This window comes from Pseudomonas sp. B19125 (assembly GCF_044218855.1).
In the GTDB taxonomy this organism is placed as follows: Bacteria; Pseudomonadota; Gammaproteobacteria; order Pseudomonadales; family Pseudomonadaceae; genus Aquipseudomonas; species Aquipseudomonas edaphica.
Genome location: NZ_CP162589.1, coordinates 3,572,167 through 3,590,906, shown reverse-complemented (window position 1 = coordinate 3,590,906; position 18,740 = coordinate 3,572,167). Strand labels below are relative to the sequence as shown.

At 58.9% G+C, this 18,740-nt stretch carries 14 protein-coding genes and 1 tRNA gene; 1 reads left to right on the top strand and 14 read right to left on the bottom strand.

Annotated features, from left to right (window positions below; translation table 11 throughout):
• Nucleotide 1: 1 nt before the first annotated feature.
• From AB4P96_RS16320 to AB4P96_RS16310, 3 genes are all read right to left on the bottom strand, one after another.
• Nucleotides 2-541 carry a (2Fe-2S)-binding protein gene (locus AB4P96_RS16320; protein WP_017138848.1) on the bottom strand — a complete coding sequence of 180 codons (540 nt, stop codon included), beginning with the start codon at nt 539-541 and terminating at the stop codon, nt 2-4.
• A complete protein-coding gene (locus tag AB4P96_RS16315; protein ID WP_395599794.1) occupies nt 534-3,365 on the bottom strand; it encodes a xanthine dehydrogenase family protein molybdopterin-binding subunit in 2,832 nt (943 codons plus the stop codon). Before AB4P96_RS16315 ends, AB4P96_RS16320 begins: the two co-directional genes overlap by 8 nt.
• 376 nt (nt 3,366-3,741) lie before the next feature.
• A tRNA-Leu gene (locus AB4P96_RS16310) sits at nt 3,742-3,828 on the bottom strand.
• A 263-nt stretch (nt 3,829-4,091) separates the two neighbouring features.
• Between AB4P96_RS16310 and AB4P96_RS16305 the strand changes: the two genes are divergently transcribed.
• Nucleotides 4,092-4,502, top strand: a complete 411-nt coding sequence (locus AB4P96_RS16305; RefSeq protein ID WP_017138850.1) for a VOC family protein — start codon at nt 4,092-4,094, stop codon at nt 4,500-4,502.
• Between the two features lie 20 nt (nt 4,503-4,522).
• Here the strand turns inward: AB4P96_RS16305 and AB4P96_RS16300 are convergent, their stop codons facing one another.
• The 11 genes from AB4P96_RS16300 to AB4P96_RS16250 form a co-directional block, all read right to left on the bottom strand.
• Entirely contained in the window at nt 4,523-5,068 is a 546-nt protein-coding gene (locus tag AB4P96_RS16300) for a GNAT family N-acetyltransferase (protein ID WP_395599793.1), read from the bottom strand.
• 81 nt (nt 5,069-5,149) lie between these two features.
• A complete protein-coding gene (locus AB4P96_RS16295; RefSeq protein ID WP_017138852.1) occupies nt 5,150-5,569 on the bottom strand; it encodes a hypothetical protein in 420 nt (139 codons plus the stop codon).
• 35 nt (nt 5,570-5,604) lie between these two features.
• Nucleotides 5,605-6,729 carry a fimbrial protein gene (locus AB4P96_RS16290; protein WP_099549708.1) on the bottom strand — a complete coding sequence of 375 codons (1,125 nt, stop codon included), beginning with the start codon at nt 6,727-6,729 and terminating at the stop codon, nt 5,605-5,607.
• Nucleotides 6,726-9,311: a fimbria/pilus outer membrane usher protein gene (locus AB4P96_RS16285; protein ID WP_026013828.1), complete on the bottom strand. Its 2,586-nt coding sequence runs from the start codon at nt 9,309-9,311 to the stop codon at nt 6,726-6,728. The genes AB4P96_RS16290 and AB4P96_RS16285 overlap by 4 nt, the downstream gene beginning before the upstream one ends.
• Before the next feature lie 33 nt (nt 9,312-9,344).
• Nucleotides 9,345-10,091, bottom strand: coding sequence for a molecular chaperone (locus tag AB4P96_RS16280; protein WP_017138855.1), 747 nt, complete (start codon nt 10,089-10,091; stop codon nt 9,345-9,347).
• A 74-nt stretch (nt 10,092-10,165) separates the two neighbouring features.
• On the bottom strand, nt 10,166-10,714 hold the full coding sequence (locus tag AB4P96_RS16275; protein ID WP_017138856.1) for a fimbrial protein: 549 nt from the start codon (nt 10,712-10,714) through the stop codon (nt 10,166-10,168).
• A 285-nt stretch (nt 10,715-10,999) separates the two neighbouring features.
• On the bottom strand, nt 11,000-13,291 hold the full coding sequence (locus tag AB4P96_RS16270; RefSeq protein ID WP_395599792.1) for an ATP-binding protein: 2,292 nt from the start codon (nt 13,289-13,291) through the stop codon (nt 11,000-11,002).
• Nucleotides 13,291-15,657 (bottom strand): ATP-binding protein, encoded by a 2,367-nt coding sequence (locus AB4P96_RS16265; RefSeq protein ID WP_395599791.1) that lies wholly within the window; start codon nt 15,655-15,657, stop codon nt 13,291-13,293. The genes AB4P96_RS16270 and AB4P96_RS16265 overlap by 1 nt, the downstream gene beginning before the upstream one ends.
• A gap of 20 nt (nt 15,658-15,677) precedes the next feature.
• The gene (locus AB4P96_RS16260; protein WP_395599790.1) at nt 15,678-16,343 is read right to left on the bottom strand and encodes a response regulator; all 666 of its coding nucleotides are present in this window, start codon (nt 16,341-16,343) and stop codon (nt 15,678-15,680) included.
• A 134-nt stretch (nt 16,344-16,477) separates the two neighbouring features.
• Nucleotides 16,478-17,143: a response regulator transcription factor gene (locus AB4P96_RS16255; RefSeq protein ID WP_170037525.1), complete on the bottom strand. Its 666-nt coding sequence runs from the start codon at nt 17,141-17,143 to the stop codon at nt 16,478-16,480.
• A gap of 234 nt (nt 17,144-17,377) precedes the next feature.
• On the bottom strand, nt 17,378-18,715 hold the full coding sequence (locus AB4P96_RS16250) for an EAL domain-containing protein (RefSeq protein ID WP_017138861.1): 1,338 nt from the start codon (nt 18,713-18,715) through the stop codon (nt 17,378-17,380).
• Nucleotides 18,716-18,740 lie beyond the last annotated feature (25 nt).

Here is an 18,740-nt window from a genome sequence, read left to right as displayed (position 1 = left end):
CTTAACCCTCCTTGACCAGGCCGAGATCGGTCAGCACGTTGCGGGTCGCGTTGTAGTAACGCACGTAGCCGGTGCAGCGGCAGATGTGGTGGCCGAGGCTGTCCTCAATGACTTTTTCCAGCTGGCTTTTGACGATGGGCTGACGCTGCAGCTTCTCGACCAGCACGGTCGCGGCATTGACGAAACCCGGCGCGCAGTAGCTGCACTGGAAGGCGAATTCATCGACAAAACGCTGCTGGATCGGGTTCAGCTCAGTGACTTTACCCTGATCGTCGCGGGTTGCGTGGCCTTCGATGGTGCGGACTTTTTTGCCTTCGAAATAGTGTGCCCCCGTGATGCAGGTGCGCACTTCTTCGCTGGTGCCGTCCGGGTTGTCGACGATCACCACACAGGCGTGGCAAATGCCCTGGCCGCAGCCGAGCCGCGAGCCGGTGAGATTTTTGTATTCGTGCAGGTAATCGATCATCGGCAGGTCATCAGGGATGTCCACCGGGCCGACGGATTGACCGTTGAGGGTCAGTTGAAACGGACGGTTAGCCATTGAGGGCCTCCTTGATGCGCGCAGAAGTGATGGGCAGGTCGCGGACACGTTTGCCGATGGCGTGGGCCACGGCGTTACCGATGGCGCCGACAATCGGGATCATCACCACTTCGGCAATGCCCTTGGACGGGTCGCTCGGCGACAGCGGCGCCAGGATTTCGGCCGTCTGGTTCCACACCGCAACGTGGCGGGCCATCGGCAAACGGTAACGGTTGAAATTCCAGTCACCCTCCCCCGGCCCGCCTTCGTACAGCGGCATCTCTTCCATCAACGCATGGCCAATGCCCATGGCGATCCCGCCTTCGAGCTGACCCTTGACCAGCTCTTCCACCAGCACCCGACCGCACTCGACCCACGAGTGATGGTTGAGCACTTGCACGTCGGCGGAGCCCTTGTTCACTTTCAATTCCACCAGCGTCGCGACCGGGCTGTAGTAAGTCACCGCCGCGTTGTTCAACTGGGTGTCCGGGTAGTGGACGTTCTGGCGATCCAGCAGGTGGAAACCGTTGCTGGTCATTTGCGCCAGCTTCGCCTTCGGCGCGCCGTCGCCGTACTTCACCGCCAGACCGTCGAGCGGCAGGCGTTCACGCACGCCGTCGATGCTGTAATCGGCCTCGGCCCAGCTCCAGCGGTTAAAGCCGTGCACGGTAGCGCCGGTCACCAGGCCTTTTTCATGGGCGTGTTTGGCCAATTGCGCAAAACTCAGCGGCTGCATGCCGTTGGCGGTAAGTTTGCCGTCGACCCAATGCGCGTCTTCGCGGCGCACCACATACGGGTTGGCCTGGCCGCCGTAAGGGCCTTGACCCCAGATCTGCAACGCCGCCGGCCACAGGCCGTGGTTGAACAGCACCCGAGAGGCTTCACGGGTGGCGTGGCTGAAGTAATACGCAGAATTGGTCGCCGACGAGGCCGACGCCAGTTTGCCGACCCAACGTGGGTTGCGCAAAAAACCATCCTGCTCGGCCTGGCTCATGACGTAAGGGTTGCCGCCCGTGATCAGTTGCAACTCTTCCCATTCGGTTTCGCCGGTCTTCACTTGCGTGGCCGGAATGCCGATGAAATCCGCCACCACCAGCGCTTGCGAGGTGGACATACCGGTGCCGATTTCAATGCCGATATGGCGCAACGTCACGTGGCCTTCGGCGGTGAATTCGATGCTGGCCATCGGCGCCTCGGAGCCGGTGCCGAAGTCTTTCTGGCAGATGGCAAAACCCACGCCATACCAGTTATCCGGGTCAGCGGCTTCGCGCGTCTTTTTGATTTGGTCGCGGTTTTTCCAGACGTCGTGGGCAGCCGCTTTGTCGAGAATCTCGTGTAAGCGCAACGCCCCGGCCGGCACCGCGCCCTGGGTGTTTTTCATGCCCGAGAGCATGGCGTTTTTCTTGCGCAGGTCGATGGCGTCGATGCCCAGACGCCCGGCGATTTCGTCGACCATCATCTCGGTCGAGGCCATGCTCTGCAGGGTGCCGTAACCGCGCATCGAACCCGCTTCAACCGCGCGGGAATGGTAGGCCGTGACCTGCAAATCGTTCTGCGGCATGTAGTAGATCGACTGCGCTGCCGTGGCGCCAACCGCCGCCACCGAAGGGCTGTAGTTGATCCGCCCGCCGCCATCGACGTTCATCTCGGCGCGAAAAATCTGGAAACTGTGATCGTTCTTGTCCACCGCCAATTGGTAACGGATGTCGAACGGGTGACGCTTGATGCCACTCTGGAACTGCTCATAGCGGTCGTTGGCCAGGCGCACCGGGACACCGGCGCCATACAACGCGGCGAGGGCTGCGTAGTAGACAAAAATGTTGTGGTCCTTGGAACCGTAACCGACGGTGTAGCCCGGGTGCATGTTCAGGTTCGCCAGGCCGAAGCGCGATGGCGCGATCATTTTTGCGGTTTCGGTGGCGGCTTCCAGAGGGCACTGAGTCGCGACGACAAAGTGCAAGGTTTTGGTGGCCGGGTCGTACCAGCCGTTGCCGTTGTCCGGCTCCATCGCCGCCGGTTCGATTGACGGGGTTTTGTAGCGCTCGTCGAACACCAGCCAGTTGTCGGGCGGCGCGTCGATTTGCTGCTGCATCCGGTCGGCGTAAAACAGCCCGCGCTCGGTCAGGTTGCCGTGCAGGTCCGGCTGGGAATTCCACACCGGGCGACGGTTTTTCAGCATGGGGAACAGGATCGAATCCTTGAGGCTGGCGAATTCATCCTCGTCCGCCGAGGTCGCACCGCCGACGCGCACGTAGCGGAAGCTGCCGTATGGGTCACGTTCGTAGTACGGCACCTGGGCGCCGTAACGGATGGCTTTGTCATTGAATTTGAGTTTGGCCTTGGCCTGGCGGAAACGCTCGAAGTCGTTCCAGATCAGGATCGCCACAGGGTGACCGATGAACATCGGCACCTTGCCTTCCGGCAGCAGCGGATCCGGCGCGTGTTCTTCCGGGAAGACGATACCGTCCTTGTCCAGGTCGGCGGCGGTCACAATGCGGTCAGGCTGCAAATCGGCACCGAGCCACGACAGATCGTAGCCGGCGTAGATGCGATCGGCCTTGGTTGTTTTCAGCAACATGGCGTGGCCCTGCTGCTGCGGCCAGCCCGGCATGTCCTTGGCGCGGATGTCGCGGGCAAAGACTTTGCTGCCGCAGACCTTGTACAAGGCGTCGTTACGCGAGCGCGCCTTGCCGTTGTTGCCCAGCCATTGCTCGGACGGCACGGTCACGCTGTTTTCCATCAAGGCAGCCAGCGCCTGGGTGCTGAGCGGTGTAAGCGTCACGCTCACACCCGCCACCAGCCCGCCCTGAAGGAACGAGCGCCGGGAGATATCACGGTTGGACATGGATCATCCTCTGGGCGGTTATGGGTCCGCCCTTTTAGTTATGTTCTGGGGGTCTCGATCCTTGCAGGAGCGCTTTCGCTGGAAACAAAAGGCTGGAGTTGACAGTGCAAAGCTGACCGAAAGGTTAACTTTATAGGTTTCTGCGCCTGCCGCAAACAATCTGTTACAAAAACCGAACAAAGAATCAACGCGTTGCCGCTTTGCTCTGAGTAAAAGCAAAGGTCGCGAAGGATCAGGGGAATGTCAGGATGGCTACACACGCAAAAGGATCGGCAAACAGGTCATGCCGACAAAACGAGCGGTGGAGTTTTCTAATTTGGGGGAGCACAAACGAAAAAGGGCTCGCATGAAAAATCATGCAAGCCCTTGATATCTATGGTGCCCGAACCCGGAATCGAACCGGGACGCCCTTACGAGCGGGGGATTTTAAGTCCCATGCGTCTACCAGTTTCGCCATTCGGGCGGTAGCGCGGTGTTGCAGGGTTGGGAATATATAGACCCCGGCGCTTGGATGCAAGGTCGAGGCGCACCTTTATCGTGCTCATCCTGAGCTGAAAAACCTTGTCAGATCAGTGATCTACGCAGCCAACCTGGCATTGCACCAAGCGGGTTGGCGGACTGTCCTGGGCCGATGCCACGGGTTAAATGCAGCACTCGTTTTCCAGAATCAGCTAAGTTGAAGACTTTGGCGACACCAAAACCAATGATCAAACAGGAATGATCGCAATGCGCACCTTTTCAATCCAACATATAGATCATGTTGTTTTACGCGTGAAAGACATCACCCGCAGCCTGGCGTTTTACACCTCGGTACTGGGCTGTGAGGTCAAAAAACGCCGTGACGACCTCGGCATGATCCACCTGAGTGCCGGGACGTCCCTGATTGACCTGGTCGATGTGAACGGGTCGATCGGCCGTGAGGGTGGGGAGCCGGCGGGCAAGCAGAGGCATAACGTCGATCACGTTTGCCTCAGGGTTGAGCCTTTTGATGAGTCCGCGATTCTCAACCACTTGGCTGAGGCGGGTGTGTTTGCGGAAAAGGCGCAGAAGCGCTATGGCGCAGACGGGACAGGCTGGTCGATCTATTTCAATGACCCGGATGATAATCGGATCGAGCTCAAAGGCCCTGCCATTTAGGCTGGCGTCAGGTTTTGGTTTCAGCTGCCTGTTTCGGCTCGCTCAAATGCAGCACGCTCAACTTTATAAAAACGATTCTCTTGCGAACGCCCAGCGAACGTTTTTACCGAAGTATGCGAAAGCTGCCCGCCGATTTTCTCCATTGCCCGTTGCGAGCGAATGTTGTCGGCGCCGACGTGGAACCATACGGTATCGACCCACTGAAAGGCGTGCTTGAGCATCAGTTGTTTAAGCTCGCCATTGGCCCCGCCGCCCCATTTTTCACGGGCCAGAAACGTGTAACCGATGGCCACCTCACGTTGCGGCTCACTGAAGTCGTAGTAACGAGAGCTGCCCACCACCCTGTTGCTCTCAAGGTCGATCACCACCAGTACGCTGGGGGATGCCAGCGCCTGCTCGAACCATTCGCGAAACACCGGTTCCTGGTAGCGCGTGGGGCTGGGGTGCTGGGCCCAGATCAACGGGTCGCAGGCGACGCCATACAGGGCCTCGAAATCCCCGGCTTCCAGCGGGCGCAGCTCAAGTAACACACCCTTGATGGAGGGCGGGATGGGTAGCGATTGCATCACTGTACTCCAGGCGCTGACAGTGCCAGATCATCGCGCATGGGCGATGGCATTCGCAACAACCGGTGAGCCACCGTGAAGCTACACCCCCACTTCTCTGTTGCGTGCAGTGGCCACAAGGCTGGGATCAACCCTGGCCATGAGCTGGGTGAGCGTGTCGAGGTCCGGCAACGGCAATGCACTGATCAATACCTTGTCCTGACGGCACACCAGAAACGCGGGGATACCCGATTGCCTTTCATCGTAGATCATTGCGTAACGCACGTACGGGTTGTCCATGCAGAACGAAAACAGATCAAATTTCACGCCTTTCACCAGTGAAGCGTTGATGATCAGCAGGTCCAAGGGTTCGCAGTCATACTCCAGCGCGCTTAATACCTCCTCCAGCCGGTGCATCGGCGCAATCCGGTAGTAACCCAGATGGTTCAGGGCACGCTCGATCCTCAACCGGGAGAAATGCTGGTCATCTGCGATCAGAATCCTGAGTGCTTTATTTGGCATCTTTCGCATCCTCGCGATTAGTCTTACGTACTCCATCACTGATAAATAATCGTAAACGTTGCCGACGCGTTGGCCGGCCCCGGCGTGACCTTGGACTGGGTTTGCAGATAACGTGCGCGCAACGGGATTGAATAGCTGCCCTCGGTCGCTCGCAGGGCCAGGCCACTGTTTTGATTCGTCGCTAAAGGCAAGCCGATTCCGTTAGGGGTTGCGACCTGCACACCTACGCCTGTGGCGGCAGGTGCACTGCCGCCCGTTGTAGAGTCGAGGCTCAGCACGCCATTGCCGCCGTTGATCGCAGTCCGCGACGGGTCGACGCGATATTGCAGGGTGTTATTGACCACGGTGCCAGGCGTGCTGCTGCCGGAGGGTGAATTGCCGCTCTGGGAAATCCAACCGGGACCTGTGGTCCTGAAGGTCCCCGTAAACGCCGGGCAATCATTTAATCGAATGGCAAAATCGACCCAGGCGCTGGCAGTGTTGACTCCCGTAAATGTCTTGGTCTGATGTGTACCCATAGGGACGTTCACATCCGGCGTGCTGCAGGTGCGCGAGACAATCTGGATAGTGCCGGAGATACCCATTTTGAAGCCCAGCATTCTGGCGTCGCCAAAACTGCCAAATAGGCTCACGGTCGGCAACGTATTACCCACCAATACACCCGGTGCCACATCGCCCAGTTTGATTAATATCAATTCAAAATTGGAAGGTCCGTCAAATGGGACCAGGCACCGCCAGCCCGGCGTACACGAGGTCCAAATTTTGCTCGTTGCCCTTGGCAGAGGGCCGCCCGTGCTAGTGAAGGCGACCCCTAGTCCTTGAATGCTGGTTCTGTAGACTTTGTTGGCATACACCCCGCTGGTCACATTGGCCAGGCCATAGCCCGAATCAACCGTAAACTCGGTCGACTGTTCATATGGGGCATACAGGCACTCCAGCTTTACCGCCTGGCCCGCTGCCATGCTGAACTTCTGTCGATAAACTTCGGCGCCTACCGGCACATCGCGCCCGACGGTGATCGCCGATATTTGCAACGGCATGGAGCCATTCGCTGGCTGGATGCCATTCATGTAGGTGCAGGTTACCGCCATGGCCGTGTTGGCTGCAGCCCACAACGCCATAACTGCCAATCCCGAGTTGATCAAAGCCCTGATGTTCATAACGGTACCTTTTGCATAGTGTTGGGCCGCACGCGGTCAGCGACCTGTTTGCCTGCCGCACACACGGCGTCCAGCTGCTGCAACTGCTGGCCCTCGCCCGGGCCCGGTGGAATGACCAGTGCACACTGCTGATGCGCTTTGCTGCCCCAATTGATCAGCAACTGGCGGGTGTCCGGCTTGATGCGTGCGTAGAGCTGACCGCCCTGCCCGACCACGCCCACCGTGGCGCCTTCGCCGTCCGTTACGCCGGCACCGAACGGCAAACTGTTGCCATCGTCCAGGCGCACATTGAGCAGTACTGCCCGCCCCTGGTTGGTGGTGTATTTGAGGTGCACTACGGCGCCGGCACGCGGCGCGACCTGCTGGCTGGTTTCGTTGAATTCAACGTCCAGGGAACTGCCGATCGGGTCGATGGCGACCTCGTTCAGCTCATAGGGGCGCAAATACGGCACCACGGCGTTACCGCTTGCATCAAGCCTCAGACCTGGATAGCCCGACACCTTGGCACCCTGCGCACCCGGCGCGCTGATCACCGCCATGGTCTCGCCACGATAAGGCGTCATGGTCATACCGTTGGCATGGGCCACCAGCGTGCCGCTGGCACCCATGGAAGCACTGGTGTAGCCATCGCCACGCCCCAGTGCGGCACTGAGCATCGCCCTGGCACCGGTGTACTGCCCGTTGAGCGCTACACTTTTGCTATTGCTGCCACCGTCATGCCCGAAGGTTGCGCCGTAGCCGTACTGGCGATCGTCGCCCGCGGTGCCGCTGATGCCGGCCTGCTCGCTGTAGTTGCCGCGCGTGTCACGGCCAACCTGCGCCGTCATCTGTGGGCCATAACCAGATCCACCAAACTCCAGGGGCATGCTCATGGTCAGCAGGAAGCTGTTCTCCATATCGCCCAGGCCCATGCGGCTGCGATTGGCGTTCACGCTGAAACTCACGCGATTGAATTGCTTGCTGTAGCTGAACTGGTACTGCACATCACTGCCCGGCTGGTTCCAGTAGTTCTGCGCGTAACCGCTGAGGGTCACTTGGCCCCAAGGCCCCAACGTCTGGTCTGCGGTGATGGACAGGCGGCTGCGCGGGCGCCCGAACATACGGGTGTCCCAACCATTTTTCTCGGCATCCACCAGTTGCACGGCATTGCTGAAATCCAGGTAGTCACCGGTAGAAAAACGGTAAGCCGCCACCGAGAAGTTGCTGCCGGTACTGAGTACATTCTTGCTATAGGACACACGCATGCTCTGCCCTTTGGCCGTCCCGGCAGCCAGCTCGGTCTGTGCGTGAGTCACGTCCACCGCCATGGCGCCGATGGGCGTGCCAAACGCCAGGCCCGTGAGCAGCGCCGTGTAGTGGTCGCTCGACTGCAGGCCACCGAAGCCTGTGAACGTGTTGTTCAGGCCGTACTGCAGCGTGCCTTGCAGCACGCGTGCCTGTTGGTCGACAAAGTTGTTGCGGGTTTCACCGGCGGTGAAGCTGAATCGCGAGGTACCGGGGCGCAACAACTGGCTGACCGAGGCATAGGGCACGATAAAGTTTTGCTCGGTGCCGTCTGCCTCGGCAACGCTCACGTTAAGGTCACCGCCGTAGCCGGTGGAGTACAGGTCATCGATCACGAAAGCACCCGGCGCTACGGTAGTTTCCAGCAGGACGTTGCCGGCCTGGCGAATGGTCACGCGGGCGTTGGTGCGGGCAATGCCACGGATGACCGGGGCATAACCGCGCATGGAATCAGGCAGCATGCGGTCATCGCTGGCCAACTGCACGCCGCGAAAGGACAAGGTGTCGAAGATCTCGCCACTGGTGTTGGACTCCCCCACCGTCAACTGGCTTTTCAGCGCCGTCACATCACGTTGGGCGTAGGTGTCCAGAGCCTGGTACTTGTTGCCCTGGCGCGACTGCCAGCTCATCGACGCGTTGTGGCGCAGGCGCCAGTCACCCAGATTAAGGCCCGCATTAAGGCCCATGAACGCCGAGTCATAGTCGCCCGTGCGGGTGCGATTACGGTTGGCGTTGAAGGTGTAACTGAGCATGCCGGCGGTCACACCGCGGTCCCATAGCTCAGGGCTGACGTAACCCCGGGAATTACGCTTCAAGGCGGCCTGAGGAATGCTGAGGTCGAGCGCCTGGTTCTCCGGTGAAAAACTCGCACTGGCACCTTGGATCAAACTGCCCAAAGACACGCAGCCTGTGGTGTCCAGCGGTTCGGACAGCTTGGACATGTCCACGCCCTGACGTTCAAGCAAGCCATGGTCCATGCACACCACCGGTTTGCTGCCGTCGGGCTGGGCCTCAATGCGAATGTCCTGGCGGCTGTTCAACTGGCCGTTGAGCAACACATCGGCGCGGTATTGCCCCGGCGTCACCGGGTTGCCGGTCTGGTATTTACCCAGGTCGAGGTTACGCGAGTCCTCAGGCAGGAATGCGTCGTTGAACTGCACCTCTTGCGCCAATGCGCCCTGTATTCCCCATGCACCAGGCGCGATGGCCAGCACCTTGAGCACCAAGGCTGTAAGCGGATTCAAGGCAAAGCGAGGCTGCGCCCGCAGGGCAAGCCTGGAGCTGGAAGAGGTTTGCATAATTAACTCGCGTGTAAAGACGTCAGGAGTTGATCAAGGCTTGAGTGCTTTCCGAGTCGGGATCAGCGCGCCGTAATCGTTGATGGCGTTGAACTCCACTTGGGCATCGGCGGCAGGCCGAGTCTTGAGAGTCGGCAGCGGGAACTGTCGGGTTTCACCCGGAGCGACCATGCCGTCCTCACTGCGAGCACGTACTGAGCCCGACACCAGTTCCAGTTCAACCAGCGATACGTAAAAGGCCGACGGGTTGAACGCCTGCAAAGCCAGGCCCAAGCCATCACGGCTGGAAACCACTTGCCATTGCACCTGTTCAATCGCTTCAGTGGCGGTTCCGGGCAACTCGGTGGGGCGATAGAACAGCTTGATCCGCGAGCGAAATGCCATTTGAAGGGTGTTAAGGTCCTCACCCGCCTCGGGCTTGGGCGGAATTTCCAGTACGTTCAGCCAGAACACCGACTCCTTGTCCGAGGCCAACGCCGCCCCCGTGAACAATACCCGCAGGCTTTGGCCTTTGGCCGGGTCGATACGTGCCACCGGCGGCGAAAGCAGAAACGGTGCCTTGGAACTAGTGGGCGTGGACTCGACACTGCCAGTATCGATCCAGGCTTGCATCAGTGCAGGCTGCGTGCCGTTGTTATTGAGTTTGACGGTGACTTCCTTCTGGCCAGCCGGGTAGATCACCCGCGTGCCGGTAATCACCACGCCCGCAATGGCTTGGGCGCTTGCCAGGGCCAGAAGGCTTGCCAGCAGCAACTGTTTGAGTGGAAGTTTGCAAGGCATGACAGTGTCCCATCGCCGCCAGAAAACACGCCCTTTTATCGACCACACAGGGCGTGTGTTCATTGGCGAGCGACTTACTGATAATTAATGGAGTACGTCACGTTACTGATAACGGTGCCCGGCGTAGTTGCGGCCTGGGCGTAGTACTGGACGGCGTAAGGCAGGTCGGCACTCAGTGTTGTTGTATCGATGCTGATACGGCTGGTAGACGCCACTTGCCCGGTGTCACCGGCTTTGATGGCTTTACCATTTGAGGCGTCAACCAATTGCAGTTGCGCCTTGGTGGCGGTGCCGCTCAAGTTCTTCAAGTTGCCGCTGGCCGGGTCCACCGAGCCACCTGCTTCAAAGAACGCAGAGGCGGTTTTAAGCGCCGCAGAGCACTTGCTCAGTTGAATGCTGAACCCGGTCTGGCCCGCCACTTGGCCCTGTGCAGCCAGCGAAGCGGTCGAAATCGTCGGCAGCGTGACGGTGCTGCCTGCTGAGCCTGCCGCGCCATTGACTGCGACTTGGCAAGTTTCGGCTTTCAGTTCACCGTTGAAGTTGATAGTACCGTCCGACGCCATGGCGGCGGAGGTGGCAGTGGCGGCGACCAGTACAGCGAGGACGCGGGCTTTGTAATCCATGAGTAACTCCAAGAGCGCAAGATGCTGAGTAGAGAGTGAGTTCCCTGTTGCAGGAGAACTGCTGTGTTGTTGCGGAGTTAAGTGTAAGGAAGTCACCGAACTGTCCAAATAGGACTGCTCCGAAAAAGCAACTAAGCCCCGCAGATTTTAATTAATTAACTTGGCGATGGCCGCGCAAAAAAAATTCAATCTACCGAGGAGGGTTTTTATTCTGCAGACAACTTTATGGTCAATAGGAGTGCTCCTAAAAACAACGCCGTCACCCCAATAATTCAAGGGCAACACTCAAGCGCTTAATGCTGCCCACTGTTCAACCATACGGCTGAGATGACCGGCAATAACGACAGTTGGCCAGGCTGTTTTATCCTGCAAGGCCGCATCGATCAGGTCAGCCGTGGTCGCGATGTCTATCCACCCCGCCACTAGCGCGGCAGCCTGCAGGTTATGCGCGGCGAGCAACGCCAGGCTGCGATCACGCAGGGCTGCCGCCTCAAGCAAGCCGCCAAGCTGTTTGCGCAGTATTTCAGGCCCGGAGGTACTCGGCGCCGATGGGGGTTGCAGCAGGTTGACCTCGCACCACAGTTCAATGGTTTCGCGTAGAAGGCCCTCGCCAATGGGTTTGCTCAGCGCGCCATCCATACCCGCTTCAAAGCAGCATTCCAGCATGTCATTGCCGGTGAGCTGTGAGACCGCGATGATCGGGCAGTGTGTACGCTGTCGCTGGCTCTGCACCTGCCTGAATTCACCGGGCAGTTTATAGCCAGCGCCTGCTGGCAGGTCGCAGTCGATAAGTATCAAATCAACCTTGTGTGCATTGAAAAACCTTAAACCCTGGTTGGCATCGTCCATTGGTAAGGGATGGCAACCTAACGCGCGCAGCTGCGTCACCAGCCCTTGCTGGTCGACATTGGTGCCCCCCACCACCAACACCGTCAAGCCCACAGGTTCGTCGGGCGAAGGCATCACCTGCACGGGTGAATCAAGCGGCGCAGCCCATTCAACCGGCAATCTCACACCCACGCGGGTGCCTTTGCCCTGGAGGCTGCTGAGCGTCAACTCGCCCCCCATCAACTGCACTAACCGTTGGCAGATCACCAACCCCAGCCCGTTACTGCCACTGGCACGCGCGGATGAACTCAGCAATGAGGCGTATGCCTGGTCGGACAACCCGATCCCATTGTCGATGACCTCAATCATCAGGTGGTGATCGCCCTCAAGCACCTGAAGCCGAATCTCTACATGGCCCCTGTCGGAGAACTTGATGGCATTGACGATCAGATTGCGCAAGACCTGCGCCACGCGCAGTTCATCCAGCAATAACGGGGCGTGCAGGTGCTCACCCGTTACCGTCAGTTCAAGGCCTTTTGCCTCGGCAGACGCGCGCTGGCTGTCCACCACGCGCTGGACCAGCACACCCAGGTCCACGGCTTCCACATTCAGCGTCAATTGCCCGGCCTCCATCCTGGAGATATCCAGCACATCGTCCACCAACCGCAACAGGGTATTGGCGCCGTTGTTCGCAAGGGCCGCAAAGTGATGTTGCTGTTCGTCAAGTGCGGTGTGCTCCAGCAACTCAACAGCGGCCAGTATTGCGTTCATGGGCGAACGGACTTCGTGGCTCATAACCGCCAGGAACATCGCCTTCTCCCGTTCGTTATGGATGGCGCGCCGGCGTTGCACGCGGCTTTGCCACACCAGCGTGATGAGTATCAGCACGCTGCTGAGCAGCAACCACAACTCACTTTTGTAGTGATCAAGGATGGCCTTGATGGGCGGGATATCGAGGTTCATGTCCGCGAACCAGGCATCGTAGATCGCCTGGCGCTCATCGCCCGAAATGGACCCCAGTACCTTCTGCAGAATCGATAGCAAAATCACGTCGTTGTCGCGCACCGCCATGCTTACCCCAGTACGCTGCTTGGGCACCACACCGGAAACCTGCAGCACGCCCTGGTACTGGCGAGACAGATACGGGATCAGCAACCACTCCGAAGCAATGGCGGCGTCCGCATCGCCGTCCTTGACCATTGCCATCATGTCGATCGCGTTCTGGGCCGAAATGATCGTGATGCCCGGCGCCCGCTCACGCAAAAACGCCGAATAGCCTTCACGCCCCAGCATCACCAGGCGTTTGCCGGCGAGCTGGCCCAGTTCGGCAAACGGCTGATCGTCAAAACGGCTGATAAGGATGGTCGAGCTGGTGTTGTAAGGCGCGGTATAGAGGACGCCGCGATCTTCAGCAGGGTCGTCCGACCGGCGCCGGGTGGACAAGATATCCACCTCGCCACTGAGCAGCATGTCTTTGCGCGCACTGCGTGAGGTGGTCGGCACAGACTTGAAACGCAGCCCCGTACGCCGTGCGATCAAGTCCAGGTACTTGGCCGACAGCCCTCGCAGTTCACCACCGCTGATGTACTCAAAGGGCAACAGGTTATCGAACACCCCCACACGCAATACCGGGTGGGCTGCAATCCAATCGAGTTCCTGTGGTGTCAACGCCAACGCCGGCGCGTTGGCTTGCGCAACACACAGACCAATCTGGCCCATCAGCGCCAACACCGCCAACAAGCGCCACATCAAGGCAGCATCCGGTGCGAACGAGTGGCAGGCAGTGCATCAACCTGCCGATCGCCGCCCAGGTCACGCCATTGCTGGAGCAGCAACCGCAAAGCCTGTGCATATGCCGGGTCATCCCATCCCGACTGCGCGCGCAGCAGGTTCTGCAGGTTTTCGGCAGCCTGACCCATCGCCGACCATTCCATGATCAGCGCTGCGCCGTGCAAACGGTGGGTCACGTGCAGAGCGGATGAGCGATCACACAGCGCAAGCGCTTTGGTCAGGCTGCCCAGGTCAGCGGCCACTTCGCGATTGATCCCGGCCTGGTCCAGCACAGGGGCCATCAGGTTTAACCGAGGGTCTGCCAGTGTGACGTCGCACCAACGCTCAATCACCCCGCGCAATGGCTCCAGGCGAATAGGCTTGCTCAACACCGCGTCCATTCCCGCCGCCAGGCAGCGCTGAAGATGTTGCTCACCGGTCAAGGCAGAGATGGCAATGATCGGGCAACGCAGTCGGCCCACCTGCTGTTCGAATCCGCGCAGTTCGCGGGTCAGGCTGTAGCCATCCTGGTCCGGCAGGTCACAGTCCATCAGGACCAGGTCGTAACGGGTGTGCACAAACAAGGCGCGGGCTTGGGCGGCATCGCCGGCTATCACCGGCAGGCTGCCGAAGCTGTTGATTTGCGCGCCCAACACCTGCTGGTTCGCCCGGGTGTCCTCCACCACAAGGATCTGCAATGCTTTGCCAGCGTTTGCCGTTAATAGCGCCTCTGCCGGTTGCGATGCAAGAAGTTGCGGGGCGTTTATCACGGGCAAGCAGATCGTCACCGTGGTGCCCGCGCCCGGCGCGCTCTTGAGCGTCAACGTCCCGTGCATCAAGTTGACCAACTGCTGGCAGATCACCAGCCCCAAGCCTGAGCCGCCCGCGCGTTTGTATGACTGGCTATGCTGCGCGTAGGGTCGAAACAACGACGCCTGAACCGCCGCCGAAATGCCGATGCCGGTGTCGCGGACCTCGATCTGCAAGCGGCCGTTGCTCGCGTCCAGGCCAACCTGGCGCACGTCGATATCAATACTGCCCGCATCGGTAAACTTGATCGCATTCGAGAGCAGGTTATGCAGGATTTGCGTCAGGCGCGCACTGTCGAGCATCAACAGGGGCAACGCCTCTTGGATATGCGCATTGAGCTCCAGGCGTTTTTCCCTGGCCCGCAGGCGATGCAGCCCGACGACTGCCTGCACCAACGCTGTCACATCGGTCGACTCGACCTTCAGGCGTTTCGGCTTGACCTGCGACCCGGAGGTTTCAAGCACATCGTCCAGCAAACGCAGCATCGCGTCGGCACCACTATTGGCCAGCTGGGCAAAGTGGCGTTGTTGCTGATTCAGCCGTGTGTGCCCCAGTAACTCCATCGCCGCCAGCACTGCGTTCATGGGCGAACGTATTTGATGGTTCATGACCGCCAGGAACATGGATTTTTCTTGTTCATTGCGCAACGCCCGCCGGCGCAACCGATGACCGCGATAGACCAGCGCGCAAAGGCTGGCGAATGCCAACGCACCGAGGATGAACACATGCGCATAATGATTGACGATGTTTGACAGGGACGGCACGTCCACTTCCAGGTCGTGATACCAATTCTCATAGATATCATTGCGCTGCTCCGCCGTTATGGAGCCCAGTACCTTTTCAAGTATGGAACGCAACATGAGGTCATCAGCGCGCACGGCCATGCTCACATCCAGCATCTGGCTGCCGACCACGCCGGAAACTTCCAGCACGCCCTGGAATTGTCGATACAGGTAAGGCATTAAAAAGGTTTCCGAGGCCACTACCGCATCGGCCTTGCCCTCCTTCACCATGGTCAGCATCTGCAGGGCCGAGGTGCTTCTGATCAGATGGGACTTGGTCGCCTTGTCCCGGAATATCGTCTCGTAATATTCCACATCGGGAATCATCACGTTTTTGCCCTGTAGTTGTTCAAGGTCGAAGACACCCGGGCTGTCGACACGCGTGACGATGATGGGCGAGGTGGTGTGGTAAACCAGCGCAACAATGCCCTTGGTTGCAGGCTCAGAGCGAAAGCGCAAGTATGAGGACAGCAGGTCCACCTGCCCTGCCAGCAGCATGTTTTCGCGTGCGGCCATTGTATTTCCGGGCACGTAGCTGAAACGAAGGCCCGTAGCGGCCGTCACGAACTGCAAATACTGCATGGACCGCCCGCGCAGTTCTCCACCGTTCATGTACTCGAACGGAATCAAGCCCTCCACCACCCCGACGCGCAACACCGGGTGCAGTGCTATCCACTGCAGTTGCTCGTCGCTCAGCGCGACGGCAGCCGCACAGACGAGCGGCGAGCCCAGCACAATCAGCGCCAATAGCACTGCCCTCCACAACCCGATTGTCATGGCGTGCCGATGAGTTTATTCAGCTTGAACAGCTCATTGTTCGAGGTGACCCCAAGCTTGCGAAACGCTGCGGTTTTCTGGGTGCTGATGGTTTTGATGCTGCGGTTGAATTTCTCGGCAATCTCACTCACCGTCATGCCCGCCAGGTAACAGCGAATGACTTCCTGCTCACGGCTGGTCAACTCCGCCTGGACCAACGCGTCAGGCGCATCGCCACGGCCTTGGCCAGTATCGCTGGTCACCGTCTCCGCCAGGCGGTAGGTCATGTCGGTACTCAGGTACACCGCACCCGCCGCCACCTTGCGGATGGCCTTGACCAACTGCGCCATTTCTTCACCCTTGCCGACAAAGCCACGGGCACCGACACGCATGGCCAGGCTGACCGTCGCCGGGTCGTGATGCGTGGACAAAACAAGGATATGACAGCTGGGAAATTTGACCCGCAAGGCGCGGATCAGTGAGACCCCGTCCAGCTCGTCAGGGTTCAGGGAGAAGTCCAGCAGCAGCAGGTCTGCTGGCGCCAAGGCGAGGCCGGCGATCAGGTCGCGGCTGCGCGCATAAATGCCAACCACTTCAAAGTTCGCCTCGGCCGCCAACGTGGCGGCTAGCCCGTGTCGAACAACTGCGTGATCATCCAGCAAAGCAATACGTATTGGTTTCATCGTGATCGACCCACTCGGCACAACGCTGTCGGAATACTGGGATACCCCACCGCTACAACGTTCAACCCGTCTTTGAGTATAAGCAAGGATCGGTAAATCACACCCCGCTCGTTGCTGGGTGTCGGAAACCAGGATCAAATACCATCAATAATGTGTTTGATCCTGAACAACTCATTGTTCGATACCACGCCCAACTTGCGAAACGCCGAGGCTTTTTGTGAGCTGATGGTCTTGATGCTGCGATTGAATTTTTCGGCGATATCGGTAATGGTCATACCCGTCAAGTAACACCGAATCACGTCCTGTTCACGCGCGGAAAGACTGACAAAACGCAAGGCTTCATCGCGGTTCTGCTCGTCACCGATATGGTTCACCGCCGTCGCTTCGGCTACCCGGTAGGCCATGTCCGGGCTCAGGTAGACCTCCCCGGATGCCACCAACCGAACCGCACTGATCAACTGGTTGATATCTTCACCTTTGCCAAGAAACCCGCGCGCGCCGACACGCAGGGCCAGGATCACGGTGGCGGCATCGTGATGCGTGGAGAACATCAGAATGCGGCATTGCGGGTACTTCACTCGCAACGCACGAATCAACAAGATGCCGTCCAGTTCACTGGGCCCGAGCACGAAATCCAGCAACAGCACATCGGCGGGCAGCAACGCGAGCCCAGCCATCGCTTCACGGCTGCGGGCGTAGACACCCACCACTTCAAAATCAGGTTCCTGCTGCAATCGATTGATTAACCCGTGCCGCACGATTGCATGATCATCGAGCAAAGCAATTCTTAAGCATTTCATAACGTGGAAGGCACTCTTTATAACGAGCAAAAGGATGAGGCCTGCAACATTCTCATCTTTAGTAAGTTCTCGTCATCGCAGACGAACCTATAAAATCAACGGCATCCGTGATATTGAACAATCGCACATAACACACATAACAACAGCCAAACCAACTCAGCAACCGATAGTTCTTAAACAGTAAGCGGATGCGAAAGTTAATGCACGGGCACTCATTCGGGTATCAGATCACTCCTAAAAGCGCTCAGCACCAGCACTATTTTCCCGCTGAATAACAAAGTTCAAGAAATCGTCCATTTCCATTGGGCGAGCCAACGCGTAACCCTGCCCCACTCGGCAACCCAAACGATAGAGCAACGCAATCGTCGACTCGTCTTCGATGCCCTCAGCCACCAAATTCAAACTGAGCAGTCGCGCCCAATTGACAATACCGGCAATGACTTTGCGTGAAGACGAGTGCTGTTCAACCCCACGCACAAACGATCCGTCAATTTTCATCTCATCAAACGACAGGTTCGCCAACAGGTTCAACGTAGCAGCGCCCGTGCCGAAGTCGTCCATCGATACCTGGAACCCCTTGGCCCGAATCGCCGTTAACGAAGCGGATAGGTAGAGCTCATCCGGTTCGGGTACATCTTCAGTAAGCTCGATTTTCAGCAGCCGGTTCGGCAGGCCGGCCTGGCGCATCCGCGCGGCCAGGCGCTCGGAGAAATCGGGGGTGCAAATGGTTTTGGCCGACGCGTTTACAGCAATGGGAATCCCGATATGTTCGCGTTTGAGCGCGAGCATGGCCTTGATCGTCCACATCTCCACCAGGCTGAACAGCAGCAGGTCCAGGCCCAAGCGGTTGACCAAGGGCATCAATACCGAAGGGGGGATTTCCCCAAATCGTGGATGCTTCCAACGCACCAGCGCTTCGGCCCCCACGATACGCCGGCTCAGCAGCTCAAATTGCGGTTGGAACACAAAACGCAAGCCCTCGCCTGTGGTCAGCGCGTTGATCACCTCATCTTCGGCCAAGTCATCAAAAGTGTTCATATTCAGCCTTGCATCCGGCTGCGCGCGCGTCAGCACGACCGCGCGCAAGGCGTCGCCCAGCGCCAGGGTTGCGCCTTCGCGCAGGATTTGCACGGAGATCCCCGCCGTTCGCGCCAACCGCGCATGGGACTCCAGCGCACTGACCGCAACCCCGCCCATGTACTTGATCCAGAGCGGGCTTGCAGGCGTTTTACGGGTCACGTCGACCTCGCCCGCGGGCGCGTCCAAGGCCGTCTCTCCGGTCCAGAAGATGCAGGGCAACCGGGCCAGTGTGCCTGCTTCGTGCAGCCCCCTGAGCAGGCTCGGCAACATCAGCCCATCACCGCACTCTGGGCGAATTTCGCAGACAATGACGTCGATCGGGGACTCGCGCAGCCAAGCCTCAACGGCGCTCAAGGTGCCAATATTGGCAATCGGAGTTACCCCCATGCTGCTCAAGGCGAAGGCAAGCCGATGCGCACAGGCAGCATCGGATGCCAACGTGACGACACGTAGCGCGCTGAACTCGTTGGGCACGACGGCATTTTGGATCATGACAAAAATTTCCCGAGATTGTTTC

Excerpts from the sequence above, each read along its gene's own strand:
- AB4P96_RS16280 (WP_017138855.1), bottom strand. The coding sequence starts at position 10,091 with ATGCCTTGCAAACTTCCACTCAAACAGTTGCTGCTGGCAAGCCTTCTG.
- AB4P96_RS16285 (WP_026013828.1), bottom strand. The coding sequence starts at position 9,311 with ATGCAAACCTCTTCCAGCTCCAGGCTTGCCCTGCGGGCGCAGCCTCGC.
- AB4P96_RS16255 (WP_170037525.1), bottom strand. The coding sequence starts at position 17,143 with ATGAAATGCTTAAGAATTGCTTTGCTCGATGATCATGCAATCGTGCGG.
- AB4P96_RS16250 (WP_017138861.1), bottom strand. The coding sequence starts at position 18,715 with ATGATCCAAAATGCCGTCGTGCCCAACGAGTTCAGCGCGCTACGTGTC.
- AB4P96_RS16305 (WP_017138850.1), top strand. The coding sequence starts at position 4,092 with ATGCGCACCTTTTCAATCCAACATATAGATCATGTTGTTTTACGCGTG.
- AB4P96_RS16270 (WP_395599792.1), bottom strand. The coding sequence starts at position 13,291 with ATGTGGCGCTTGTTGGCGGTGTTGGCGCTGATGGGCCAGATTGGTCTG.
- AB4P96_RS16315 (WP_395599794.1), bottom strand. The coding sequence starts at position 3,365 with ATGTCCAACCGTGATATCTCCCGGCGCTCGTTCCTTCAGGGCGGGCTG.
- AB4P96_RS16290 (WP_099549708.1), bottom strand. The coding sequence starts at position 6,729 with ATGAACATCAGGGCTTTGATCAACTCGGGATTGGCAGTTATGGCGTTG.
- AB4P96_RS16275 (WP_017138856.1), bottom strand. The coding sequence starts at position 10,714 with ATGGATTACAAAGCCCGCGTCCTCGCTGTACTGGTCGCCGCCACTGCC.
- AB4P96_RS16260 (WP_395599790.1), bottom strand. The coding sequence starts at position 16,343 with ATGAAACCAATACGTATTGCTTTGCTGGATGATCACGCAGTTGTTCGA.
- AB4P96_RS16295 (WP_017138852.1), bottom strand. The coding sequence starts at position 5,569 with ATGCCAAATAAAGCACTCAGGATTCTGATCGCAGATGACCAGCATTTC.
- AB4P96_RS16320 (WP_017138848.1), bottom strand. The coding sequence starts at position 541 with ATGGCTAACCGTCCGTTTCAACTGACCCTCAACGGTCAATCCGTCGGC.
- AB4P96_RS16300 (WP_395599793.1), bottom strand. The coding sequence starts at position 5,068 with ATGCAATCGCTACCCATCCCGCCCTCCATCAAGGGTGTGTTACTTGAG.